We start from the raw sequence: 22340 nt of genomic DNA on the forward strand, positions 1-22340 counted from the left end.
CTAGCGCGTCGGGACGGGCGTGGCGCCACGATAGTCGTAGAAGCCGCGCTTGACCTTGCGGCCGAGCCAGCCGGCCTCGACATATTTCACCAGGAGCGGGCAGGGGCGGTATTTGCTGTCCGCCAGACCCTCATAGAGCACTTGCATGATGGAGAGCGCGGTATCGAGGCCGATGAAGTCGGCAAGCTCGAGCGGCCCCATCGGATGGTTGGCGCCAAGCTTCATGGCCGTGTCGATGCTCTCGACCGTGCCGACGCCCTCGTAGAGCGTGTAGACCGCCTCGTTGATCATCGGCAACAGCACGCGGTTGACGATGAAGGCCGGGAAGTCCTCGGCCGTGACGGCCTGCTTGCCCATCTTCTCGGCCAGCCGGCGGATCGCCTGATAGGTCTCCTCCTCGGTGGCGATCCCGCGAATGACCTCGACCAGCTTCATGGCCGGCACGGGGTTCATGAAATGCATGCCGATGAAGCGCTCGGGCCGGTCCGTCTGCGCCGCCAGCCGGGTGATCGAGATCGACGAGGTGTTGGAGGCCACCAGCGCGTCGGCCTTGAGATGCGGCACCAGCTCCCGGAAGATCTTCTTCTTGATCTCCTCATTCTCGGTCGCCGCCTCGACGACGAGGTCGGCCTCGCTCAATTTGTCGAAGCTCTCGCCCGTATGGATGCGGGACAGTGCCGCCTCCTTCTCCTCGGCGGTAAGATTGCCCTTGGCGATCTGACGGTCGAGCAGGCCGTCAATGCGTTGCAGCGTTGCCTCGATGCGCTCGGCCGACAGGTCGACGAGATCGACGAGGATGCCCGAGGTCGCGGCCACCTGCGCGATGCCACCGCCCATCTGGCCGGCACCGATGATGCCGATGCGCTTTATCTCGGGAACGGGGGGGAAGGCTTTACGCTCATAGGCTACGGCCATGGAATGATGTTCCGCCTGTCTTGGGAAAAACCGGCCGCCCGGCGGCCGGGGGAGCGAAATCGGGCTCGTCTAGGCCTTGAGGGCCGCTGTCATGGCGGGGACCGCCTGGAATAGATCGGCCACGAGGCCGAAATCGGCGACCTGGAAGATCGGCGCTTCCTCGTCCTTGTTGATCGCGACGATGATCTTGGAATCCTTCATGCCAGCCAGATGCTGGATGGCACCGGAGATGCCGACGGCGATATAGAGTTCCGGCGCCACGATCTTGCCAGTCTGGCCCACCTGATAGTCGTTCGGGCGATAGCCCGCGTCGACCGCCGCCCGGCTGGCGCCCACGGCTGCGCCCAAGGCGTCGGCCAGTTCCTCGATGAGGCGGAAATTATCGGCACTTGCCACGCCCCGTCCGCCAGAGACGACGACGCGGGCACTGGTAAGCTCGGGCCGCTCGCTCTTGTGCACCTCACGGCCGACAAAGCGCACCCGGCTCGTCGCCGTCGGTGCCGCCAGCGGCTCGATCACGGCACTGCCGCCCTCCTCCGCCGCCGCCTCGAAGGCGGTGGTGCGAACCGTGAGGACCTGCTTGCCATCCTGGCTCTTCACTGTCGCCAAGGCGTTGCCCGCATAGATATAGCGCTTGAAGGTTCTGGCATCGACAACCTCGACGATGTCGCTCACCTGAGCGACGTCGAGAAGGGCCGCCACGCGCGGCAGGACGTTCTTGCCCTGCGACGTGGAGGGCGAAAGCAGCGCGTCATAGTCCTTGGCAAGGCCGAGGAGCAGGTCGCCCAGCGTCTCGGCCAAAGGCGCCCGCAGGCTTTCGTCGTCGACATGGAGAACCTTGGCGACGCCAGCCACCTTGGCGGTGGCGGCGGCAACCTCGCCGGCCCCGGCCCCGGCCACCAGGACATGCACGTCGCCGCCCAGCGCCAAGGCTGCTGTCACCGCATGCAGCGTTGCCTTGTCGAGGGTCGCATTGTCGTGCTGTGCCAGAACAAGGCTGCTCATCGGATCGCTCCAGCGCTCTTCAGCTTCTCGACCAGCTCGGCCACCGAGGCGACCTTCTGGCCGGCCTGGCGGCGGGGGGGCTCCTCGAAACTAGTATAGGCCAGGCGCGGGGCCGGATCGACGCCCAGATCGGCGGCACTTAGCGTTTCGATCGGCTTCTTCTTGGCCTTCATGATGTTGGGCAGACTCGCATAGCGCGGCTCGTTCAGGCGCAGATCGGCCGTGATCACGGCCGGCAGGCGCAGGGCCAGGGTCTCGGCACCCTCGTCGACCTCACGGGTCACGAGCGCTTCCTCGCCCTCGATCTTGACGACGCTGGCGAAGGTCGCCTGCGGCCAGTCGAGCAGGGCCGCCAGCATCTGCCCGGTCTGGTTGCTGTCATCGTCGATCGCCTGCTTGCCCAGAAGAATCAGGCCCGGCTCCTCGCGAAGCGCCACGGCCCGCAACAGCTTGGCCACGGCCAGCGGCTGCAGGTCCAGGCCAAAGACACTGCCCGGATCGACCAGGATGGCGCGATCAGCACCCATCGCCAGGGCGGAGCGCAGGGTTTCCTGGCACTTGGCATCGCCGATGCTGACGGCCACGACCTCGTTGGCGGCACCCTTCTCCTTGAGGCGCAATGCCTCCTCGACGGCGATTTCGTCGAAGGGGTTCATCGACATCTTGACGTTGGCGACATCGACGCCACTGCCGTCGGTCCTGACCCTGACCTTGACGTTGTAATCGACCACCCGTTTCACGGGTACGAGGATCTTCATGCGCAATCCCTGGATGCGGATCGAAGCCTGGACGCGACGCTTGGACGATCGATCGTCATCTTCATCCTGCGGTTGCCGTGCCTCGACTTTAATGTGGCTAGCGCTCGTGCTGGACGCTTTGCAATGCAGCAGCGAACCGGATACGGGCTGCGATCACGCCTTGTCAATCGGCGGCGGGGAGCTCCGCATGCCTCAGCCCCTGTGCGCGCCCGGAACCCAGAGCACATCCGCGCGGCCGCCCTCATTGAGGGTTCGGGCCAGGACGAAGAGATGGTCCGAGAGCCGGTTCAGGTAATGGAGAAGGACGGGGTTGAGGGAAGCTTGCCGGCCCAGCGCCACGGCCAGCCGCTCCGCCCGACGTGTCACGGTGCGGGCGTGGTGGAGATGGGCTGCCGACCGCCGGCCGCCCGGCAGCACGAAGGAGGTGAGGGGCTCGAGCTCGGCGTTCATGGCATCGATCTCGGCCTCGAGCCGCTGGACCTGGCCTGGCAGGAGGCGCAGCACACTTCGCCCCTCCGGGTCCGGCAAGGGGCGGCAGAGATCGGCGCCCAGGTCGAACAGGTCGTTTTGGATGCGCGCCAGCATAAGATCGGCCGGATCGCCTGCCGGCAAGTCGGCGCGCGCCACGCCGATCACGGCATTGACCTCGTCGACGCTGCCGATCGCCTCGATGCGCAGGTCATCCTTGCTGACGCGGCTGCCATCGCCGAGCGACGTCTGCCCGCCATCGCCGCCTTTGGTATAGATGCGCGTGAGCGCGATCATGTGAGGTGGGCAAAGAGAATGATGGCCACCAGCACCAGGCAGGCGAATTGCAGCCCGACCCTGGCCTGCATCAGGCGGTTGCCATAGCGCTGGTTGAAGGGGCCACCCTTGAGAAAGCCCAGCACGCCCGTGACCAGCACGGCCAGCGTCGCCGCCATCAGGATGGCCAGGAGGGTATTGGCAATGATCATGACACCCTATTTAGACGCTGCCCGCTGTCATGCCAACGTGCCGGCGACATCTAGCCCTTGGGCTCCAGGCCGCACCAGCCGGCGATGAAGAGCGCCATGGCCTCCGTGACCCGTTCGAGCGAAGCGAGGTCGACGGCCTCGTCGAAGCCATGGATCGCGCGTGCCTTCGGACCGTAGACCAAGGTCGGCACCTTATCGTAGAGCGCCATGACTCTAGCATCGAGATAGGCTGGAAAGGTGATGGCCGACAGCTTCTCGCCATTCAAGGTCTCGTGCACCTCGCGCAGCATGGTCTCGGCCTCGCTGCCCGGCTGAAGTATGTAGCCGCGCGTGTGAAAGCCGTTGCAGCTGATTGTGGGCGGGTTCTTGGCCAGAGCCGGATCGCGGCGGAAGGCTTCCTCGATGGCGCGGCCGATCTCAGTTAGCGCGTCCTCAGGGGCAACCGAGGGATAAAAGCCGGCGCGAACGTGCAGCCGGCACCAGGACGGCACTGACGATGCCCAGTCGCCGCCCTCGATCTTGCCGACATTGATGCTGATCGGGTGGGGATGGTCGCGAAACCAGGGGTCCAGTCGCTTGCTGGCGTTCCAGAGCACCTCGATATCGTCGAGCGCCCTGAAGACCCGACGCATGGCCTTGATGGCGTTCACGCCCGAGCGGCTCTCATGCACGTGCGCGGGAACGCCTTTGACGTCGACCGTGAACCATACGACGCCCAGATTGGCGCGAACCAGGGCCTCGCCGGTGGGTTCGGGAATGAGCGCTGCCTCGCCCTGATAGCCGCGCTGATGGCAGGCAAGGGCGCCATTGCCGGTGCTTTCTTCTTCGACGACCGAGGCGAAATGCAGCCGCGACGCCGGCCGGTAGCCCGCATGGCCAAGGGCATCGATGGCGGCAAGGGCGGCCACCAGGCCGGCCTTCATGTCGCCGGCCCCGCGGCCCTCCAGCCAGCCATCCTTGATCGTTGGCTCGAAGGGCGGGGCCGCCCACATGTCAAGAGGTCCCGTTGGCACGACGTCGACATGGCCGTTGATCAGGAGCGAACGGCCGATCGCTCCACCTTTGGGCTCGAGCGTGCCGACGACGTTGCTGGCCTCTGCATAGGAGACGTCGATCGGCGAGGCGCCTGGATGAGAGAGGATAGAAGCGGGATCAAGTTGCCAACGATCGACCGCATAGCCGCGCTCGCGTAAGGCGCCCTCCATCACGTCTTGCGCCGATTTCTCATGGCCACGGATAGAGGCTTGCCGCGTCAATTCCTGGGTTAGCGCCAGTTGCCGTTCGAAGCCGGCGGCGACGGCCTCCTTGATGGCCGCCCGCAGTTCGGTCTCGGGCAAAGCGATCGTCGCTGCCATCTTATCCGTCACCTTCTATTGCTCGCACTGCCGCAAGCATGGCGCAGCATGCAGGGACACTCAACCTTCGGCCTTTCTTCGTCCTGCCATCTCACGTGTCATCGTCCAGTATCGCGCCGAGGCTGGCGGCAATCGCCCGACCCTCGCTCGCAACGTCGCCCGCCGGCATGGGCTGGCCTGCCCGGCGATACCAATAGCCGGCGTTGGCGAGATCGCCTTCCACGCGGTGCAGCCATGCATGCACCCAGGCCGCTTCCGCCGAAGGGGCGTCTTGAACGATCGCGTGGGCGCCGTCCCATTCGCCGGCGAGGCCGAGCTTGATGGCTTTGATGCAATCCGCCTGCGTCGTCGTCATGGTCGAGCTCCGAAAATCCGTGTCTTTGTCCCGGCCTTTCCGGCCAGAGCCGGGCACCTTTGGCGGGCGCGATCGGGTGCGTCTTTGGAACCGACCCGAGAGTCTGATATAGTTTCCCTCGGTCGAGCTTGCAGGCAATGATCCGCAAAGGCCCTGGACGCGGCCCCGATGGGCGATCGCTCCCGTCGATGCCCGAAGGCTGTCGCGGGCGTCGGTCGGCGTGACGGGCCCTGGTGGGCGCGATGCCATTCGTGCCGGATTGGCGCCAATTTGTTTGCTGCCCCGTGGGTATGCAAAGCGGGCTGGTCGACCGAGTTAACGTCTCTATCCGCAACCGGCGGCGCCGCATCGGCCTTTAGGGCCTAGATGGCGCCAGGAGCCCGTCCGATGTCGAAGATCCTCGTCCTTTATTATTCCACCTACGGCCATATCGAGACTTTGGCAGGGGCCGTTGCCGAAGGGGCCCGGTCCGTGAGTGGCACCGAGGTCGTCATCAAGCGCGTGCCCGAGCTCGTGCCCGAGGATGCCGCGCGCGCCGCGCATTTCAAGCTCGATCAGGCAGCCCCTATCGCCACCGTCAACGAATTGGCCGAGTACGATGCCATCATCCTGGGCACGCCCACCCGCTTCGGGCGCATGGCCTCGCAGATGGCGCAGTTCTGGGATCAGACGGGCGGTCTTTGGGCCGGCGGCAAGTTGATCGGCAAGGTGGGCTCGGTCTTCTCCGCGACGGCCAGCCAGCATGGCGGCCAGGAGACGACCATCGTCTCGACGATCGTCAATCTCATGCACCATGGCATGATCATCGTCGGCGTGCCCTATAGCGAGCCGCGTCTGGTCGATAACAGCCAGGTCAGCGGTGGCACGCCCTATGGCGCCACCACGATCACCAACGGCGACGGCTCGCGCCAGCCGAGCGAGAACGAGCTGGCGATCGCGCGCTTCCAGGGCCAGCATGTGGCAACGGTCACCGCCACCATCCTGCGCGGTCGGGCGGCCTGACCTATCTCGGGCGATACCGGCGGCATCGCGCCGCCGGTGCAAGGGGGAGCGGGTCCATGCAGCTGCACGGCATCCACCATTTGACGGCGATCTCGGCCGATGCACGCGGCAACCACGCGTTCTACACGGACGACCTCGGGTTGCGCCTCGTCAAGAAGACGGTGAACCAGGACGATGTCAGCGCCTATCACCTGTTCTATGCCGATGGGCGAGGGAGCCCGGGCAGCGATATCACCTTCTTCGAGTGGCCCGTCCAGCCCGAGCGGCGCGGCACGAACGCGATTGTGCGAACGGGGCTTCGGGTCGGCAGCGAGGAAGCGATCCTCTATTGGCGCGAGCGGCTGGAGGCCCTGGGCTTCGCGGTGCCGCAGGCCGACTACGTTGATGGGCGGCTGACCTTGCCGTTCGAGGATCGCGAGGGCCAGCGGCTGGCGCTCCTTAACGACGAGGGCGGCGAACCGTCTTATCCCTGGGAGCGCAGCCCGGTGCCGGCCTCCTATCAGATCCGTGGCCTTGGACCGATCACGTTGAGCGTGCCGACTTTGGATCCCACCGCGCAATTCCTGATCCAGGTCTTGAACATGCGCCACGAGCGTGACTTCGAGACAGAGGGGACAGGGCGCGTGCATGTCTTCGCCATGGGCGAGGGCGGGCCGGCGGCCGAGTTGCATATCCGCGTCGAGCCCGAGCTGCCCCGCGCGCGCCAAGGCGCCGGTGCCGTGCACCATGTGGCATTCCGCTGCCGGGGCCAGGAGGAATATCGCTACTGGGTCGAGCGCTACCGGGAACTGGGCGTGCCCTCGAGCGGTCCGGTCGATCGCTTCTATTTCCGGAGCCTTTATGCCCGTGAGCCGGGCGGCATTCTCTGCGAGATCGCCACCGACGAGCCGGGCTTTGCCACGGACGAGCCAGAGGCCACGATGGGCGCGCGCTTGGCGCTGCCGCCTTTCCTGGAGGCGCAGCGTGCGGAGATCGAGAAGGGGTTAAAGCCGCTCTAGGCGAAAGGTTCAGGCCTTCATGTAGCGCGAGGGCGGCACGCCGAGCGCGCGCTTGAACATCGAGGTGAAGGCTGCAGGCGTCTCATAGCCGAGGTCGAGGGCGATCGCGGTGACGCTCTCGCCGGCATTGAGGCGAGGCAGTGCCGTGAACAGGCAGGCCTGTTGGCACCAGGCGCGAAAGCTGAGGCCGGTCTCGTGGCGAAAGAGGCGGGTGAAGGCGCGCCGGCTCATGGACAGCGAGGCTGCCCAGGCATCTATCGCGGCATGGACGGAGGGCTGCTCAAGAAAAGCGCGGCAACGGGCGGCCAGCCGGGCATGCTCGGGAAAGGGCAGGCCCAGGGGCAGGGTCTCCATGGCGCGCAATTCATGCAGGAGGAGCGTCATGATGGCGGCGGCACGGCTGTCGGGTGGATAGTCGAACGGCAGGTCGGCTGTCTCGAAAAGGAGGCTGCGCATCAAAGGTGTGATCGCGACCACCCGGCATTCCTCCGGCAGGCCCAGGAGATGGTCGCGGTCGATATAGATGTTACGCGTGCTGACCTTGCCCAGCATGCTGACCTGATGGACAACCCGGGGCGGTATCCAGACTCCTTGGGCCGGGGGCACCACCCAGGTGCCGTGCACCGTGCTGACGATCATGACGCCGGTGGCGCCATGGAGGAGCTGGGCGCGGCTGTGATTGTGCGGGGGGCCGACTGTCTCCTCCGGATAGTCGTTGGCCCGCGACACCACAGGCACGGTGGCCGCGTCGATATCCTGCCAGCTGACATCGCGCATCTTGGCCCACTCTCGATGATGGGAGGCCCAATGTCGGCAGCGGGCCATTGCTTGGAGGCGTATTCTTCGCTGCATTCTCGGGCAAGGAAAAAACGCAAATGAGCGAGATCACGGCGCGATATGCCGCGACGGGCGAGGCCGGCAGCGTCCACGCCGCACCAGCCTCGAGCCGACCGGAGGGGGCTGCGATGGGCATCCTCCTTTCGATCAGCTTTTGTCATCTCTTGAACGACCTGATGCAGTCGCTCCTGCCGGCAATCTACCCGATGCTGGCTGCGACCTACGCCCTGGATTTCGGCCAGGTCGGCTTGATCACCATGGTCTTCCAGATCACGGCCTCGCTCCTCCAGCCCTTCGTCGGCATCGTCACCGACAAGCGCGCCATGCCCTTCTCGCTGGCCTTCGGCATGGGCCTGACCCTGCTCGGGCTCTTGATGCTGTCGCTGGCCGGCAGCTTCGCCCTCCTTCTGGTGGCAGCGGCCCTGGTCGGCATGGGCTCCTCGGTCTTCCATCCGGAATCATCAAGGGTGGCGCGCATGGCCTCCGGCGGCAAGCACGGGCTGGCGCAGTCGGTCTTCCAGGTCGGGGGCAATGCCGGGACGGCGCTGGGACCGCTGCTCGCGGCCTTCGTCGTGCTGCGCAACGGTCAGGGCTCGATCGCCTGGTTCTCCTTCGTGGCCCTCTTGGGCATGAGCGTTTTGACCTGGGTCGGCCTCTGGTATCGCCGTCAGCAGGCGCGCCGGCCGGTCAGCCGGACCAAGCCGGCGACGCTGGACATGCCGCGCCGTCAGGTGACCGGCGCCATCATCGTCCTTCTATTGCTGATCTTCTCGAAATATTTCTACTTGGCCAGCCTGACCAGCTACTTCACCTTCTACTTGATCGACCAGTTCGCCCTCTCCGTCAGGGACGCGCAACTCCATCTCTTCATCTTCCTGGGTGCGGTGGCGGCCGGTACGATCGCCGGCGGGCCGATCGGCGATCGCATCGGCCGCAAGCCGGTCATCTGGGTGTCGATCCTGGGGATCCTGCCCTTCACCTTGCTGCTGCCGCACGTCAACCTGTTCTGGACGACCGTGCTGACCCTGCCGATCGGCTTCCTCCTGGCCTCGGCGTTCCCGGCGATCATCGTCTATGCGCAGGATCTGTTGCCCGGCAAGGTCGGGACGGTGGCCGGCCTCTTCTTCGGCTTTGCCTTCGGCATGGGCGGCCTTGGCGCGGCGGTGCTGGGCCAGCTTGCCGATCTCACCAGCATCCGCACCGTCTACCAGATCTGCGCTTTTCTGCCGCTGATCGGTCTTCTGGCGGCCTTCCTGCCGAGTACGCGGACCCTTAAGGCCAGGACCGCCTAGGCGTCGATCTCGGCCAGGCGGCCGCGCACGGCCGCCTCCAGGCTCGCGAAGGTCTCGACCACCGTCGTCTGCTCGAAACCGCGCAGGCGCTCGGTATTGTCGAGATCGATGCGTCTTGGCCATAGCCGCACCATGCGATCGGGCGCCATCGTGTCGTGCACGGGCTGCGTGTCGCAGGCATAGGCGATGACCGGCACGCGGCATTTTCCGGCCTGGGCGAAGACGTTGGTGACCAGCGTATCGGAAATGCCGGCCACGCATTTGGCCACGGTATTGGAGGTCGTCGGGGCCATGACCAGCGTATGGTACCAGCCGTGATAAAAGCGGCCGACGGGTGCTGCCGAGGCCGAGCTGTCCTTGATCAGCCGGACGCCCGGCGGAAAGGGAGCCCGGTCCTTGGTGTACATGAAGATCACCTCGGCCGCCGCCTTGGAGAGAAAGACGTCCATCTCGCCGATGGCGGCGATCAGCGCCAGGCATTCGACGAAATCATGCCCGGAGCCGGTCAGCGCCCAGGCAAGACGCCGGCCCGACGGCCTGGTCTCCTCGTCCTCAGCCACGGCTAGGCCTCCTGCCCATCGGGTTGAGCCTGATGCCCTCGGCGGCCAGTGCGGTCTTGATCCCGGCCGCCATCCGGACGGCGGCCGGGTTGTCGCCGTGCACCCTTCGGCTTTCCACCATGCGGACGACGCGGGTGGCCGCCAGCTCGGCATCCTCGATCAAGGCACCCGGCGGGCGCCCCGCGACGAGCCGGTCGTCATCCTCATAGGCGCGATCGGCGAAGACCCCGCAGGCCATGGGTATGCCGACCGCGCTCGCCGTTTGCGCCATGGCGCTGTCCGGCAGGACGGCAAGGCTAAGGTCCTGATCGCCAGCCGCTACCGCCTCGGCCCGGGCTAATCCGAGCTGCGGGTCGTCGGCCGCCTGGTCGTAGAGCGTGCCGATCTGATAGAGACATTGGCGTATGTTGGCCGGGTCCTCGCCCTGGATCGGCCGCCGGCTGAAGCCTGTGAGGTCAGAAACGCTCGGATGCGCGCCTGCAGCCACACCGGCGATGGCCGCCGCCGGGGTCCGGGCGATGACGCTGGGATCACCCGCGTGGAAGCCGCAGGCGATGTTGGCGCTGGTGACGATCTCGAGCATCGTCCTGTCGTCGCCCATGTGCCAGGCGGCGAAGTTTTCGCCAAGGTCGCTGTTGAGATCGATCTCCATGCCGGGAGAGGCCCTTTGTCTTGCCGAGCGTCCTAGGGTGGCAGGCGCTTGGCAAGCCCGCAACTCAGCGCTCGGGTGCATCCGCCATCTGCCGGCCGACCAGGTCGCTCGGAGCGCCGCCGCCACGCGGTCCGCCCTCGTCGGTACGACCGGGCAGGGCTGTTACTTCGATCCGCTGGCGGGGCAGGCAGCCCGGATATTCCGCCTGGAGGAAGGCTATCAGCTTTTCACGCACCTCGCAGCGGAGATCCCAGGTCACGGGCGAGTTCCGGCCGCTCACCAGCGCGCGCAACTCGATCGTGCCTTCCCTCGCGTCGCTCACCTGCAGATTGACGACCTTGCCGTCCCAAAGCGGGCTCTTGCGGCAGATTGTATCGAGCTCTGCCCGCACGCGCTCGACGGGTACCGTGTAGTCAACATAAAGAAAGACCGAGCCGATGATATTGCCGCTCTCCCGCGTCCAGTTTTGGAAGGGCTTCTCCATGAAGTAGGAAAGCGGGACGATGAGGCGTCGCCAGTCCCAGATGCGGATGACGACATAGGTCCCGGTAATCTCCTCGATCCAGCCCCACTCGCCCTCGACGACGACCGCGTCCTCCAGCCGGATCGGCTGGGTGATCGCCAGTTGCAGGCCGGCTATGATGTTGGCCAGGACCGGTCTTGCCGCCAGACCCACGACGAGGCCGGCGGCACCCGCCGAGGCGAGCAGGCTGACGCCATATTGGCGGACCGGCTCGAACGTCATGAGGATGGTGGCGCTGGTGACCACGACGATGAAGATGTAGATCAGGCGGCGCAGCACGCGGACCTGCGTGACGTGTTTTCTTGCCACCAGATTGTCTTCGACGTCGGTGCGGAAGCGCCGCATATAGTGTCCGGCCAGCGTGTCGACGCCGGTATCGGCGACCCAGCCGACAAGGATGATCGAGCCTACGAGCAGGACGTGCTGGACCAGGCCCGTGACCCGGTCGGGCAGTCCCGCGGGCTCGACGACGATGGCTAGGGCCAGAATGACAAGGCCGAGGCGCAGAGGGCCGCGGGAACGGTTGATGATCCGGCGCGGCACCGAGGCCGATGGCTTGATCATGCGCTCCAGGATGCGGATGACCGTGCCGTGCAGCAGAAAGGCCAGGCCGGCGAAAAGCAGCATGAGCGCGAGGCCGCCGACCCAGGCGGGCGCCCAGGCGAACGCCGCCTGCACGTGGGTGACCAGGAAATTGAGGATCGGCTCGTCCATTTCGTCTCCCGGTGGACCAGGGGATCGACGACTGCGGCGGGTCGCGGCGCATGCGGTAACGCACTAGCTAGAAATAACCCAGTCCCGGGCAAGGTGAGGCTGACCGACCCCTGATTTAACTAATCCTTAAGAAGGCCCGCTTATGCTGGACTACTCGGGGTCAGCAAGAGGGGTGCAAACCATGGCGAGGGCAGTAAGCAAGGCGAATGCGAAATCGATCCGGTTTCGAACGCGCGTGGCTTTTCTATTGATCTTCTTGGCAACAGGCCTGCTGGGTGGCGCCGCTTCCTGGGCCATCTCTAGTCTTCACAGCGACATTGACAGCATCGCCGTGGAGTACCTGCCAAGCGTTCACGCCGTGAACGAAATGCTCTTCGAGGCCGAGCGCGCGCGTGCTGCAGTCATGTCCGGCTTCCTTGCGGTCGACAGCTCGGGCATTCAGGAGGACGCTCGGAAATTCGAGACCGCCACCACCAATTTCGAGGTCGCCCAAAACGCGCATCGTGCGACGGCCAAGACGGAGGCCGAGCTGGCGCTTAGTGACGAGATCGACCAGAAATGGTCCGCCTTGCATGCACAGCTCCAGGCGACCATGTCCGCCGCCGGCGGGCAACGCCAGGATGTCGGCGCGTCCTTGGAATCGCTGCAAGCCAGTTTCGATGCCTTGTCAGATGTGCTCGACGAGAACGGGGATCAGAGCTGGGACGAGGCCACGCAGATGCTGGCGAAGGCGTTCTTGGTCTCGACGATGGGCTTGTGGTTGACCGGCGTGTTGACCTTGATCGTCGCTGCGAGTGTCGTCGCCATCGCCCTCTATTTCGGCCGATCGATCGTGAACGCGCTGACACGGCTGACCTTGGTGGTCACCAAGCTGGCCCACGGCGAGTGGGAGACCGAGGTGCCGCTGGTCGACCGGACGGATGAACTGGGCGAGGTCGCCCGGGCGGTGGAGATCTTCAAGGCCGCGGGCATCAAGACGGACCGGCGTGCCAGCCACCTGAACGAGATCGTGATTAGCTTCGAGGCGGCGGCGACAGAAATCGTGCAGACGGTCGCCGAGGCGGCCAACCAGTTGCATGGCGCGGCGCGAATACTGGCCACCAGCAGCGACGATACCTCCAAGCGCGCCAGTCGCGTGGCGGCTGCCACGGAAGAGGCGACGACAAGCGTGCAGGTCGTCGCCAGCGCCGGCGGCCAGCTCTCGGCCTCGATCGGCGAGATCAGCCGACAGGTGAGCGAGGCGGCGCAGATCGCCTCGCGCGCCGTCGAGATCGTCGATGCCACCGACAGCAAGATCAGGCAGCTCTCCGAGGCATCGGCCAGGATCAGCGGCGTCGTCGGTCTGATCCAGTCGATCGCCGAGCAGACCAATCTTTTGGCGCTCAACGCGACGATCGAGGCCGCCAGGGCGGGTGAAGCCGGCAAGGGCTTCGCGGTCGTCGCGGCCGAGGTCAAGACGCTTGCCAATCAGACCGCCAAGGCCACCTCCGACATCAGCCAGCAGATCGCCCAGGTCCAGGATGCGACCGACCTCTCGATCGCCTCGATCAAGGATATCGGTCAGACGATCGAGCAGGTGAACGGTGTGACGACGACCATCGCCTCGGCGGTCGAGGAACAGGACGCGGCCACCAGGGAGATTGCACGCAACATCGAGGCAACCGCCCGGGGGACCCGTGAGGTGGCTGGCAATATCGACAGCGTCACCGCCTCGGTCGCCAGCACCAGCACCACCTCGGGCGAAGTGCTGGGGGCGGCAGGCGAGTTGTCGCGGCAGGCCGAGCGGCTGCGTGAGACCGTGGCTGGTTTCCTGGCGCAGGTTCGTGCCGCCGCCTAGGCCATGACCGGACGGGTCCTCCCATTTTGGCCTGCGGCGCAAGGGCGGGTGACGACGCGAGCGGCGAGGCGATTTGCCTCTCGCCGGTTCGCATGGGGGGATGCTGGCGGCATGAGCGATGCCTCGCGGCGCGCACTATCTGCTTTGCCCCGGCGGACTTGCCGGCATCGAGGTCTGCCAGGCTGAAATCGCGGGAGCAGGCTGCCCTTGGCCTCGGTGCGCGTAGTGCGGTTGGGGGGTGCGGTGATCGAGGATCTGGCCTAAGAGCCTGCTATGATTCTTGAGGCCGTTCCCTTCTTTGACCATGCCTTTCGCCAGCAGCTCGAGACGCTTTGTCGCTGGCGGCGGGACGTGCGCCATTTTCGCGCCGATGCCGTGGATCCGGCCTTGCTGGCCGATCTCCTGCGCCAAGCGTGCCTGGCACCGTCCGTAGGCAACAGCCAACCCTGGCGCTTCGTTCTGGTAGAGGCGCCATGGCGCCGGGCCGCCGTTCGCCGCAGCTTTCTTGAGGCGAATGCCGAGGCGGCGCAGAACTATGCCTCAGATCAGGCCCGACGCTATAAAGCCTTGAAGCTTTCCGGGCTCGACGAGGCGCCGGTGCATCTGGCCGTTTGTTGCGCCGATGATACGACCACCGGCCATGGCCTCGGCCGGCAGACCATGCCGGAGACGCTCCGTTATTCCGTAGTGGCCGCGATTCACACGCTCTGGCTTGCGGCTCGCGCGCACGGGCTTGGCATGGGTTGGGTCTCCATCCTCGACCCGACGGCGGTGCTGGCTCTCTTGAGTGTGCCGCCCGACTGGTCGCTCGTCGGCTATTTCTGCCTGGGCTATCCGCGCGAGGAGACGATTGAGCCGGAGCTGGCGCGGGCCGGCTGGCAGGAACGCCGGCCCGTCACCGTCCTCAGGCGGTAGTGGCGGGCGTGACCGCCGCAGCATTGTCCTCCCAAGCGCAAAGGCCACGACGCATGCCCGGCCTCGATCCTGGCCGCCTTTGCGGCCGATTGGCCCCGGAGCGCCCCACGTCGCGGGGTTGAGGCGGCGCGGCCGCCATAGAGCCGATACAGGTCCTTAACTAAAACATGAAAGGTCGTCGCCCTGCCAAGCCCGCACGCTGAAGCGCGGCCATCGCAGCCGGGCCATCGCCATGACGGCATTGCACCACCGGGGCCCATGCACCGAAGGTGTCGATCCAGATCAGCGTCCTCTTCGGGATGCCCCGCGTGAGGTGGCAAGAAGCATGTGCGAGGCGTCCAGGTCCTGCACAGCTATCTGTTACAAGAGGGTCAAGTCATGGCCGATCGGTGCCGTCAGCCAGGGTGGTCTGGGGCTATATGGCGATGGAGTAGGTGGCGCTCGGGACTGGGCGGGTACGCTGGGTGCCTGCTGCCGGCGGGTGACCGGCCGCCGCTGAGATCGACGCGCCCGGACCCTACAAGGCCCACCGGCCTTTCCAGTCGTCCGTGACTCGATCCGGATCATGCCTAGGCCCCGGGCTGCCGCCTACGCCGAGAAGGGAATAGCGAGGTCCCTTGTCGTTGACTGGCGGATCGGCTGGACGGCCCCGCGGTTGCGCACCAGGACGGCTTCAACATCGCCTCGGCTGGGATACTGCGTGGCAGCGTGCGGATTCGGGGAAAGGACGGCCGATCGTACTGCTGGCCGACCACCATATGAGGGTGGGTGTTGCGAGATCGCGACCGTGATCTCTGCCGCTCAGAGCAGCCTTGTCCAGTTGCCGTCCGGAGCCGAGCGTCGCTCCGTCGATCAAACTGGAGGCGCCCGGGCGGGAATTGGCCCGGAGGCTGCGACAGATTGCTATAAGGTTATATATATTGGTGAACAGTATCGACTTTAAGCGGCCGTTTAGCTCAATCTCGTCGGCGGCGTAGTGGCGGATCATTATGAGGACGGCACTGACCGTGGTTGAAAAGACGGCAAGACGGGCGATCGTGGCGCTGGGCGCCAGCCTTGGCGATCGGGCAGGGACGCTGAAGGTGGCCCTGGAGAGACTGGGACCTGCCCTGGGCGGCCCGGTGACGGCATCCTCGATCATCGAGACGCCGGCCCAGACATTGCCGGACGACCCGGCAAGCGATTATCCGCCCTATCTGAACGCTGTGGCGATCGTCGAGACCGAGCTCGAGCCCGTGATGATCCTGGAGCGCCTGCAGGCGATCGAGGCGGAGCTCGGGCGGGACCGCCGCAAGGAAGGTGGCCGCTGGCGTCCCCGGCCGATCGATCTCGATCTCGTGGCGGTCGATGATCTGACGCATGCGGATGATTTCCTGACCCTGCCCCATCCGCGAGTGGCCGAGCGCGACTTCGTGCTGCGTCCGCTGGTCGAGCTCTGGCCTGCGTGGCGTCATCCTTTGCTGGGTCGAAGCGCGGCGGAGTTGCTGGCCGCACTGCCGCACGAGGTCGCGCGATGTTGATCCGTCCCACCAGGCGCGAGGATCGGCTCACGGTGTTGGCCTTGATCGAGCTGGCGTTCAACGGTGCCGACGAGGCACGCGTCGTAGCGCAGCTTTATCGCAGCGACGAGCAGGAGATCGAGTTCGTGGCCGAGATCGAGGGGGAGATCGTCGGCCATCTGATGATGACGAGCCTTACCGTCGAGGGCATCCATGCCCTGGCCGTGGGCCCGCTCTGTGTTCATCCCTTCGCCCGCAATCAGGGCATTGGCTCGGCTCTGCTGCAGCGTGGCCTGGATACGGCCCGCGGCCGGGGCTGTGAGGCCGTCTTCGTCGTCGGCGAGCCTAGCTTTTATCGTCGCTTTGGCTTCACCAGGACGACGAGTGCCAGTCTTGCCGGCCTCTATCAGGGATGTCTCCTGCAGGTATTGGAATTGAAGCCCGGGCGACTTGGCAGGGCCGGTCCCGAGCTTCGCTTCGCCGACGCCTTCGCTCAGTTTGGCTAGCCCGCGACTCAGCTATCGAGGATGCGGTTGCGCATCAGATAATCGATGCCATGGCGCCAGGATTCATCCGTGTCCCCGCGTATATCGACGCTACCGCGTTTGACCAACCTGCCGCTATCGACCTCGCGGATCTGCAAATTGATGTTCAAGATGAGCCGCGAGACCTTCTGAACCCAACCCATCCCCGCCTCGCTGGCGCCGAGTTTGCGCGCTAGGTCGAGTTCGCACCCATTGCAGCCGCGCAGTCCCATCTGCTGCTCGCGCGGCACGCTGCTCGTATCGACCAGGCGATAGCCGCCGGCAGCAAGAGCTGCCCGCGCCCTGTCCGTCACCATGGCAAGGCGGGCTTCCTGCGCATCGGAGTCTGGATTGAGGCTCGTATCAACGAGGATGAAGTTGAAAAGGGCGAGGGAGGGACCATCCTCCGCCACCGCCACCGCCGCGCCGCCTTTGGCCAGCAACAGGCCGGCCGTGCCGGCGGCGAACATGCGCCTGGTTATCATCGTCTTTTCTCCCATTCTGCTGCCTGCATCGCGCCTAGCCCCAGGAAGTGCCGCCCTCGATTGCGGGCAATAGTCCCATCTTGCGCGCCGCGATGACGAAATCGCGCGCCATCGCCACGTTATGCGTCCGGATCAGCGAGGCGCCCCGCATCGCGGCCACCAGTGCCGTCAATTGCGAGATCGGATCGCGCTCACTCAGTCGGATCGGCATGAAACCCTTGCGCGAGGTCGCGATCATCACCTTGAAGGGGGCCACCAGTTCGACGAAGCGCTCGAAGCCCGCCAGTACGCGCCAGGTGTCCTCTGGATCATGGCTGATGAAGGAGCTGGCTGCGGGGTCGACGACAATCCGCTCGGGCGCGACGCCGGCTTTGATCGCCACCTCCGCCTGTCTTAGGAGAAAAGCCGCGATCTCCGCCACAACATCGTCGTAGCGACGATCGGCCGCTGTCACGTGCGGCAAGGGTCCATCCTTGGCGTGCATGAGGATCAGCCCCGCATCATGCGCCGCGACGACGCGGGCAAGCTCAGGATCGGCGCGCAAGGCCGAGACATCGTTGATGATCCTGGCGCCGAGTTCGAGGGAGCGCGCCGCCGTTCGCGCGTGGTAGGTGTCGATAGAGAGTACGGTCTCAGGCGCCAAGGTCCGGACCACGGCCTCGATCCGGCCGATCTCTTCCTCCGCCTCGAGGACTGGCCGCCCCGGTGCCGTCGATTCGCCGCCGATATCGATCGCCGCGGCACCCTCCTGCATCAGTTGCCGGCCTTGCGCGATCGCCGCCTCGGCACCCAGGAAAGCGCCGCCGTCGCTGAACGAATTGGGCGTGACGTTGAGCACACCGAACAGCCAGGGAGCGGGAACGCCGAACAAGCGTGTGAATGGATCTTCTTCTGCCACTTGGCCTGTCTACCTCGTCGGGGCTAGAGCTGCGCAGGCGGTGCCGCCTTGCCCGTTTGCACCGCGCCATCTTTTCTCGGGGGCGCGCATGTGGATCGTCAAGCTGGGCGGCAGCCTCGCCGGCCAGGCCCATCTCCGGCCCTGGCTGGATCAATTGGCCAGACGCGCCGCGCGACCTTGTCTGATCGTCCCGGGTGGCGGTCCCTTCGCCGACGCTGTCCGCGCGGCCGAACTCATCATCGGCTACGATACCTTGGCGGCGCATCGCATGGCGATCCTTGCCATGCAGCAGATGGCCATGGCCTTCCTCAGCCTCCAGCCGGCGCTGGCGGCGCTCGAGACCATGGCCGAGATACAGGCGCTGGCCGGGAGCGGCGTCTGGCTGCCCTGGAACCTGGCCGGCCGCGATCCTTCGATCCGTCCCTCCTGGGACGTCACCTCCGACAGTCTGGCGCTCTGGCTGGCCCACCGCCTGGGCGCCCCCAACCTCGTCCTCGTCAAGTCGGCGGCCTTGCCCGAGGGCCAGGCGGACGTGGGATCGCTTATTGATGCCGGCATCCTCGATACGGCCTTTGCGGGGCTCGCCGCCACCTATCAGGGCCATATCGATCTGCTGCATGCCGACTGGCGCGGCTCCCTGGTCGAGCCGCTGCCCTCCGCGTGTCGCGTGCGGGCCTGAGCGCCTCACGCCTCATCGTCCGACAAGGCCAGCCGCGCCGTGCCATAGTCAAACCCCGCCCGCATCAGCCTAGCCAGGTCGCGCGCATGCCAGGCGGCCCGTTCCGCTTCTGGGCGATACGGGCCAAGCCGCTTGCGCCGCGCCAGCACGCGGGCACTGCTCAAGGCCGGGTCCTCATCCTCCGCGGCCAGCGACGCCAGGCCCGACTCGATCTCCGCCCGGCCGAGCCCCCGCTGCCGCAAGGCCAGGGCGATATGGCCGGGCGATCGTCCCCGCCTGGCCAGGCTACGCGCTCGGGCGGCGGCATAGGCCGCATCATCCAATAGCCCCAGCTCCGTCAGTCGCGCCAGTACCCGCTCCGCCCGCTGGTCCAGCAGGTCCCGGTCGAGCTCAAAGCCCTCCAGCCGCGAGCGCTTCTCCGCGCGCCGGCGCAAGATCGCCAGGAGGTGCGCCCGGCTGGCGGCATAGCGGCCGAGATAGCGGACGGCATGCGCCTGCAAGGTCTCTTCCGATGGCGCCCCCTTGCTCATGCGGCATCCCCCCATACGGTGGTCGCGTGGCAGGCGGTCGTCATGCCCCAAACCACGCATTCAGCCGCTCCAGGACCGAGAGGACGGCCATGCCGGGCTCGATTTGTCCAGCGGCGACGGCATCCCCAGTCTCGGCTATCCGTGCCGCCATCCCGGGTAGGCCCAGCACGAGGTCGCGCAGCCGCTGATCGAGAAGCGTCTCGAACCAGAGTCGGTTCTGCACCCGTCGGCGATCGGCGAAGGCACCCGTTTCCTGCATCACCTGCCTGTGGCGCTCGAGCATCGCCCAGAGTGCTGCCAGGCCCGCGCCCTCCAGGGCGCTGACTTCCATGACCGGGGGCCGCCAACTCGCGACCCTTGGGGCCAAAATCGCGAGCGCGTCCTCGTAATGACGTGCTGCCTGTGCTGCCTTCAACCGCGCTTCGCCGTCGGCCTTGGTCACGGCGATCACGTCGGCGAGCTCGACGATGCCCTTCTTGATGCCCTGCAACGCGTCGCCGGCACCGGGCAGCACCAGGAAGAGAAACAGATCGACCATCCGCGCGACGATCGTCTCCGACTGGCCCACGCCCACCGTCTCTACCATCACCACGTCGTGGCCGGCGGCCTCGCAGAGCAGCAGGGCTTCTCGCGTCATCCGGCCGACACCCCCAAGCGTGCCCGACGTCGGCGAAGGCCGCACGAAGGCGCCCGACGCCCCCGACAACCGCGTCATCCTGGTCTTGTCGCCCAGGATCGAGCCGCCGGTCCGCTCACTTGTCGGATCGAGGGCCAACACGGCCACCTTCAGGCCCCGCTCGACCAGCATCATGCCCAAAGCCTCGATCAGGCTGCTTTTGCCAACCCCTGGCACACCCGTGACGCCGATGCGAAAGGCCCCGCCCGTTCGCGCCATCGAGGCCGCCAGCACCGCCTGGCCCAACGCCGCCCGGTCCGGCCGCTGGCTCTCGAGCGCGGTGATCGCGCGTGCCAGTGCCGCGCGCTCGCCGGCCGCCACGCCCTTGGCAAGCTCCGCGGCCGTCTCAGCCATGCGGGGCGCCGGCTGCCCCCCTAGCGCTTCGTCTTCGCATCCTCGCCCATCAATTGCTTGTAGATCCGGTCGACGTCCTTCGCATCCTGGGCCGACTGGTCGACATCCTGGCATCCGGCCGAGCTTAGCCGGTCCTCGACCTCGCTGCGCGTCGGCTGGATCTGCCGACCGCCCTGGATCGGGCCGCCACCCTCGGCGGGTCCGCCGACGCCGCGCGCGCAATCCTGGCTCTGCGCGTCTGGCGTCTTTGGCTGCTTTTGCGCCAAGGCCGGCGCCAGAGGCGCGGCCAGAAAGGCGGCGAGGCAAAAGACGGTGCAAAGACGTTTCAAGATTCAGGTCCCGTTTAGCTGAAGGCGGCCAGAAAAACGCCCGGCGTCCCTTCCCGTGGACTTGAAGATAACGCCAAAACCATCTTCTCAGGAACTCCATCCGGCGATTTCATTGCCCTTGAGGGAAACGCTCCATGTCCGAATTTGATCGCGTCATCAAAGGCGGCACCGTCGCCACGGCCGACTGGGTGGGGAGCACCGACATCGGCATCAAGGATGGCCGCATCGCGGCTCTCGGGGAGGGGCTCGAGTCGGATGACGTCGTCGATGCCACCGATCGCATCGTCACGCCGGGCGGCATCGACAGCCACGCCCATGTCGAGCAACGCGGCGCCGGCGGTGCTGTCAATGTCGACAGCTTTGCCACCGGCACCGCCTCGGCCGCCGCCGGTGGCACCACGACTCTCGTCTGTTTCGCGCTTCAGGAACGGGGCCGCAGCATGACGGACGCCCTGAGGGATTACGCCGCCCTGGCCGAGAAAGGCGCCCGTGTCGACTATGCCTTCCACCTCCTGGTCACCGATCCGCACCAGGACCTCCTGGCCGAGCTGCCGGCGCTCATCGCCGCCGGCAATCGCTCCATCAAGATCTTCACCACATATCCCGACTCCAAGCTCGAGGATGAGCAGGTCCTGGCCGTCTTTGCGCTCGCCGCTAAGGAGGGCGCTCTCGTCTGCGTCCACGCCGAGCATGATCGGATGATCGCCTGGCAGATCGAACGCCTGCTTAAGGCCGGCAAGACGGCGCCGCGCTACCACGCCGAGGCACGCCCCATGCTGGCCGAGGCGGAGGCCGTCCACCGCGTCTGCGCCATGGCCGAGCTGACGGGCGCGCGTATTCAGATTTTCCATCTTAGCGGTGCCGACAGCACCGCGGAAATCGAGCGCGCCCAGGCAAGAGGCGTCAGCGTCGCCGCGGAGACCTGCACCCATTACCTCACGCTCACCAGGGACGACCTCGACCGCCCAGGCTTCGAAGGGGCGAAATTCATCTGCAGCCCACCTTTGCGCACCGTTGCCGATCAGGAAGCACTCTGGCGCTACATGCGTCGGGGCGTCATCGCCAACGTCACCTCCGACCACTCGCCGAACGACTACGATTCCCCCGTCGGCAAAATGATCCATGGGCCCGAGGCGCCCTTCACCCTCGTTCCCAACGGCGTCCCCGGCCTGGCCGCGCGCATGCCCGTCCTCTTCGCGGAAGGCGTCGGCAAAGGCCGCATCAGCCTCGAACAGTTCGTGGCACTCACCAGCACCAACAGTGCCCGCCTCTTCGGCCTCCATCCCCGCAAAGGGACCATTGCCCCGGGCGCTGATGCCGACCTCGTCCTCTGGGACCCCGAACGCCAGGTAACCCTCACCAACGCCCTCATGCAGCACGCCGGCGACTACACACCCTACGAGGGCATGACCATCAAAGGCTGGCCCACCACCACCCTCCTGCGCGGCCAGATCATCATGCAGGACGACAAGATCCTGGGCGGGCCGGGGAGTGGGGTGTTTTTGCGTAGGTGAAATGCCTTCGGCGACCAGGAGGCACCGCCTCCTGGACCTGGGGGCGATGGGTGGGTCGGACAGCGGGCAGCGCATGAGACCGATTGTATAAAGACTATATTCCTTGTACGGTAGGCCCCATGGACTGGACCGATCACCTCGCCCCCAAGCCGCCACGGCGCCGCTACCCCTTCTGGGC

25 protein-coding genes are annotated in these 22340 nt (G+C 66.2%); 9 read left to right on the forward strand and 16 right to left on the reverse strand.

Annotation, left to right across the window (positions count from 1 at the left end; genetic code table 11):
* From CFB17_RS11880 to CFB17_RS11910, 7 genes are all read right to left on the reverse strand, one after another.
* A complete protein-coding gene (locus tag CFB17_RS11880; protein ID WP_088561761.1) occupies positions 1-915 on the reverse strand; it encodes a 3-hydroxybutyryl-CoA dehydrogenase in 915 nt (304 codons plus the stop codon).
* Positions 916-984: 69 nt separating this feature from the next.
* Positions 985-1920: an electron transfer flavoprotein subunit alpha/FixB family protein gene (locus CFB17_RS11885; RefSeq protein ID WP_088561762.1), complete on the reverse strand. Its 936-nt coding sequence runs from the start codon at positions 1918-1920 to the stop codon at positions 985-987.
* The gene (locus tag CFB17_RS11890) at positions 1917-2678 is read right to left on the reverse strand and encodes an electron transfer flavoprotein subunit beta/FixA family protein (protein WP_088561763.1); all 762 of its coding nucleotides are present in this window, start codon (positions 2676-2678) and stop codon (positions 1917-1919) included. The genes CFB17_RS11885 and CFB17_RS11890 overlap by 4 nt, the downstream gene beginning before the upstream one ends.
* A 192-nt stretch (positions 2679-2870) precedes the next feature.
* On the reverse strand, positions 2871-3443 hold the full coding sequence (locus tag CFB17_RS11895; protein WP_088561764.1) for a cob(I)yrinic acid a,c-diamide adenosyltransferase: 573 nt from the start codon (positions 3441-3443) through the stop codon (positions 2871-2873).
* Positions 3440-3634 (reverse strand): twin transmembrane helix small protein, encoded by a 195-nt coding sequence (locus tag CFB17_RS11900; protein WP_088561765.1) that lies wholly within the window; start codon positions 3632-3634, stop codon positions 3440-3442. Before CFB17_RS11900 ends, CFB17_RS11895 begins: the two co-directional genes overlap by 4 nt.
* 50 nt (positions 3635-3684) lie before the next feature.
* Complete coding sequence (locus CFB17_RS11905) at positions 3685-4989, reverse strand: ArgE/DapE family deacylase (protein WP_088561766.1); 1305 nt, start codon at positions 4987-4989, stop codon at positions 3685-3687.
* A gap of 91 nt (positions 4990-5080) precedes the next feature.
* The gene (locus tag CFB17_RS11910) at positions 5081-5344 is read right to left on the reverse strand and encodes a hypothetical protein (protein ID WP_207762035.1); all 264 of its coding nucleotides are present in this window, start codon (positions 5342-5344) and stop codon (positions 5081-5083) included.
* Positions 5345-5731: 387 nt separating this feature from the next.
* On the opposite strand from CFB17_RS11910, the gene wrbA reads away from it, so the two are divergent.
* Together wrbA and CFB17_RS11920 are read left to right on the forward strand one after the other, a co-directional pair.
* The gene (wrbA, locus tag CFB17_RS11915; protein ID WP_088561767.1) at positions 5732-6346 is read left to right on the forward strand and encodes an NAD(P)H:quinone oxidoreductase; all 615 of its coding nucleotides are present in this window, start codon (positions 5732-5734) and stop codon (positions 6344-6346) included.
* A gap of 56 nt (positions 6347-6402) precedes the next feature.
* A complete protein-coding gene (locus CFB17_RS11920; protein ID WP_088561768.1) occupies positions 6403-7344 on the forward strand; it encodes a ring-cleaving dioxygenase in 942 nt (313 codons plus the stop codon).
* A gap of 9 nt (positions 7345-7353) precedes the next feature.
* On the opposite strand, the gene CFB17_RS11925 is transcribed toward CFB17_RS11920, so the two are convergent.
* Positions 7354-8121 carry an AraC family transcriptional regulator gene (locus tag CFB17_RS11925; protein WP_088561803.1) on the reverse strand — a complete coding sequence of 256 codons (768 nt, stop codon included), beginning with the start codon at positions 8119-8121 and terminating at the stop codon, positions 7354-7356.
* 98 nt (positions 8122-8219) lie between these two features.
* Between CFB17_RS11925 and CFB17_RS11930 the strand changes: the two genes are divergently transcribed.
* Positions 8220-9473 (forward strand): MFS transporter, encoded by a 1254-nt coding sequence (locus CFB17_RS11930; RefSeq protein WP_088561804.1) that lies wholly within the window; start codon positions 8220-8222, stop codon positions 9471-9473.
* On the opposite strand, the gene CFB17_RS11935 is transcribed toward CFB17_RS11930, so the two are convergent.
* The 3 genes from CFB17_RS11935 to CFB17_RS11945 all read right to left on the reverse strand — a co-directional run bounded on the left by CFB17_RS11935 (position 9470) and on the right by CFB17_RS11945 (position 11922).
* Positions 9470-10033: a flavoprotein gene (locus CFB17_RS11935; RefSeq protein WP_088561769.1), complete on the reverse strand. Its 564-nt coding sequence runs from the start codon at positions 10031-10033 to the stop codon at positions 9470-9472. The genes CFB17_RS11930 and CFB17_RS11935 overlap by 4 nt on opposite strands.
* Positions 10026-10685, reverse strand: coding sequence for a LamB/YcsF family protein (locus tag CFB17_RS11940; RefSeq protein ID WP_088561770.1), 660 nt, complete (start codon positions 10683-10685; stop codon positions 10026-10028). The genes CFB17_RS11935 and CFB17_RS11940 overlap by 8 nt, the downstream gene beginning before the upstream one ends.
* Positions 10686-10749: 64 nt before the next feature.
* On the reverse strand, positions 10750-11922 hold the full coding sequence (locus CFB17_RS11945; RefSeq protein ID WP_088561771.1) for a mechanosensitive ion channel family protein: 1173 nt from the start codon (positions 11920-11922) through the stop codon (positions 10750-10752).
* Between the two features lie 235 nt (positions 11923-12157).
* Between CFB17_RS11945 and CFB17_RS11950 the strand changes: the two genes are divergently transcribed.
* The 4 genes from CFB17_RS11950 (at position 12158) to CFB17_RS11965 (ending at position 16679) form a co-directional block, all read left to right on the forward strand.
* Complete coding sequence (locus tag CFB17_RS11950; RefSeq protein ID WP_165769586.1) at positions 12158-13759, forward strand: methyl-accepting chemotaxis protein; 1602 nt, start codon at positions 12158-12160, stop codon at positions 13757-13759.
* Between the two features lie 273 nt (positions 13760-14032).
* Positions 14033-14674 carry a 5,6-dimethylbenzimidazole synthase gene (gene bluB, locus CFB17_RS11955; protein WP_088561773.1) on the forward strand — a complete coding sequence of 214 codons (642 nt, stop codon included), beginning with the start codon at positions 14033-14035 and terminating at the stop codon, positions 14672-14674.
* 989 nt (positions 14675-15663) lie between these two features.
* Positions 15664-16194 (forward strand): 2-amino-4-hydroxy-6-hydroxymethyldihydropteridine diphosphokinase, encoded by a 531-nt coding sequence (folK, locus tag CFB17_RS11960; protein WP_088561774.1) that lies wholly within the window; start codon positions 15664-15666, stop codon positions 16192-16194.
* A complete protein-coding gene (locus tag CFB17_RS11965; RefSeq protein WP_088561775.1) occupies positions 16188-16679 on the forward strand; it encodes a GNAT family N-acetyltransferase in 492 nt (163 codons plus the stop codon). Before folK ends, CFB17_RS11965 begins: the two co-directional genes overlap by 7 nt.
* Positions 16680-16687: 8 nt before the next feature.
* Here CFB17_RS11965 and CFB17_RS11970 read toward each other — a convergent pair whose 3' ends face one another.
* Both CFB17_RS11970 and folP read right to left on the reverse strand, forming a co-directional pair.
* Positions 16688-17182, reverse strand: coding sequence for a DUF3280 domain-containing protein (locus CFB17_RS11970; protein ID WP_088561805.1), 495 nt, complete (start codon positions 17180-17182; stop codon positions 16688-16690).
* Between the two features lie 34 nt (positions 17183-17216).
* Complete coding sequence (gene folP, locus CFB17_RS11975; RefSeq protein ID WP_088561776.1) at positions 17217-18080, reverse strand: dihydropteroate synthase; 864 nt, start codon at positions 18078-18080, stop codon at positions 17217-17219.
* Positions 18081-18168: 88 nt separating this feature from the next.
* On the opposite strand from folP, the gene CFB17_RS11980 reads away from it, so the two are divergent.
* On the forward strand, positions 18169-18759 hold the full coding sequence (locus CFB17_RS11980; protein WP_088561777.1) for an amino acid kinase family protein: 591 nt from the start codon (positions 18169-18171) through the stop codon (positions 18757-18759).
* Between the two features lie 5 nt (positions 18760-18764).
* Here CFB17_RS11980 and CFB17_RS11985 read toward each other — a convergent pair whose 3' ends face one another.
* Genes CFB17_RS11985 through CFB17_RS11995 form a run of 3 tightly spaced genes read right to left on the reverse strand, consistent with a single transcriptional unit; the run spans position 18765 to position 20648 of the window.
* Entirely contained in the window at positions 18765-19289 is a 525-nt protein-coding gene (locus CFB17_RS11985) for a RecX family transcriptional regulator (protein WP_165769587.1), read from the reverse strand.
* Between the two features lie 40 nt (positions 19290-19329).
* Positions 19330-20319, reverse strand: a complete 990-nt coding sequence (gene meaB / locus CFB17_RS11990; RefSeq protein ID WP_088561779.1) for a methylmalonyl Co-A mutase-associated GTPase MeaB — start codon at positions 20317-20319, stop codon at positions 19330-19332.
* A 20-nt stretch (positions 20320-20339) separates the two neighbouring features.
* Positions 20340-20648 (reverse strand): hypothetical protein, encoded by a 309-nt coding sequence (locus tag CFB17_RS11995; RefSeq protein ID WP_088561780.1) that lies wholly within the window; start codon positions 20646-20648, stop codon positions 20340-20342.
* Between the two features lie 134 nt (positions 20649-20782).
* Between CFB17_RS11995 and hydA the strand changes: the two genes are divergently transcribed.
* Positions 20783-22162: a dihydropyrimidinase gene (hydA, locus tag CFB17_RS12000; protein ID WP_088561781.1), complete on the forward strand. Its 1380-nt coding sequence runs from the start codon at positions 20783-20785 to the stop codon at positions 22160-22162.
* Positions 22163-22340 lie beyond the last annotated feature (178 nt).

Origin of the sequence: Arboricoccus pini, assembly GCF_900187945.1 — a bacterium.
GTDB lineage: Bacteria > Pseudomonadota > Alphaproteobacteria > Geminicoccales > Geminicoccaceae > Arboricoccus > Arboricoccus pini.

Bases quoted from the DNA above. Each gene is read 5' to 3' on its own strand.
- CFB17_RS11905 (WP_088561766.1), bottom strand. From the start codon at position 4,989: ATGGCAGCGACGATCGCTTTGCCCGAGACCGAACTGCGGGCGGCCATC.
- CFB17_RS11985 (WP_165769587.1), bottom strand. From the start codon at position 19,289: ATGAGCAAGGGGGCGCCATCGGAAGAGACCTTGCAGGCGCATGCCGTC.
- CFB17_RS11930 (WP_088561804.1), top strand. From the start codon at position 8,220: ATGAGCGAGATCACGGCGCGATATGCCGCGACGGGCGAGGCCGGCAGC.
- CFB17_RS11970 (WP_088561805.1), bottom strand. From the start codon at position 17,182: ATGATAACCAGGCGCATGTTCGCCGCCGGCACGGCCGGCCTGTTGCTG.
- CFB17_RS11920 (WP_088561768.1), top strand. From the start codon at position 6,403: ATGCAGCTGCACGGCATCCACCATTTGACGGCGATCTCGGCCGATGCA.
- wrbA (WP_088561767.1), top strand. From the start codon at position 5,732: ATGTCGAAGATCCTCGTCCTTTATTATTCCACCTACGGCCATATCGAG.
- hydA (WP_088561781.1), top strand. From the start codon at position 20,783: ATGTCCGAATTTGATCGCGTCATCAAAGGCGGCACCGTCGCCACGGCC.
- CFB17_RS11895 (WP_088561764.1), bottom strand. From the start codon at position 3,443: ATGATCGCGCTCACGCGCATCTATACCAAAGGCGGCGATGGCGGGCAG.
- CFB17_RS11900 (WP_088561765.1), bottom strand. From the start codon at position 3,634: ATGATCATTGCCAATACCCTCCTGGCCATCCTGATGGCGGCGACGCTG.
- CFB17_RS11910 (WP_207762035.1), bottom strand. From the start codon at position 5,344: ATGACGACGACGCAGGCGGATTGCATCAAAGCCATCAAGCTCGGCCTC.
- CFB17_RS11925 (WP_088561803.1), bottom strand. From the start codon at position 8,121: ATGCGCGATGTCAGCTGGCAGGATATCGACGCGGCCACCGTGCCTGTG.
- bluB (WP_088561773.1), top strand. From the start codon at position 14,033: ATGATTCTTGAGGCCGTTCCCTTCTTTGACCATGCCTTTCGCCAGCAG.
- CFB17_RS11880 (WP_088561761.1), bottom strand. From the start codon at position 915: ATGGCCGTAGCCTATGAGCGTAAAGCCTTCCCCCCCGTTCCCGAGATA.
- CFB17_RS11885 (WP_088561762.1), bottom strand. From the start codon at position 1,920: ATGAGCAGCCTTGTTCTGGCACAGCACGACAATGCGACCCTCGACAAG.
- CFB17_RS11890 (WP_088561763.1), bottom strand. From the start codon at position 2,678: ATGAAGATCCTCGTACCCGTGAAACGGGTGGTCGATTACAACGTCAAG.
- CFB17_RS11940 (WP_088561770.1), bottom strand. From the start codon at position 10,685: ATGGAGATCGATCTCAACAGCGACCTTGGCGAAAACTTCGCCGCCTGG.
- meaB (WP_088561779.1), bottom strand. From the start codon at position 20,319: ATGGCTGAGACGGCCGCGGAGCTTGCCAAGGGCGTGGCGGCCGGCGAG.
- CFB17_RS11945 (WP_088561771.1), bottom strand. From the start codon at position 11,922: ATGGACGAGCCGATCCTCAATTTCCTGGTCACCCACGTGCAGGCGGCG.
- CFB17_RS11980 (WP_088561777.1), top strand. From the start codon at position 18,169: ATGTGGATCGTCAAGCTGGGCGGCAGCCTCGCCGGCCAGGCCCATCTC.
- folK (WP_088561774.1), top strand. From the start codon at position 15,664: ATGAGGACGGCACTGACCGTGGTTGAAAAGACGGCAAGACGGGCGATC.
- CFB17_RS11965 (WP_088561775.1), top strand. From the start codon at position 16,188: ATGTTGATCCGTCCCACCAGGCGCGAGGATCGGCTCACGGTGTTGGCC.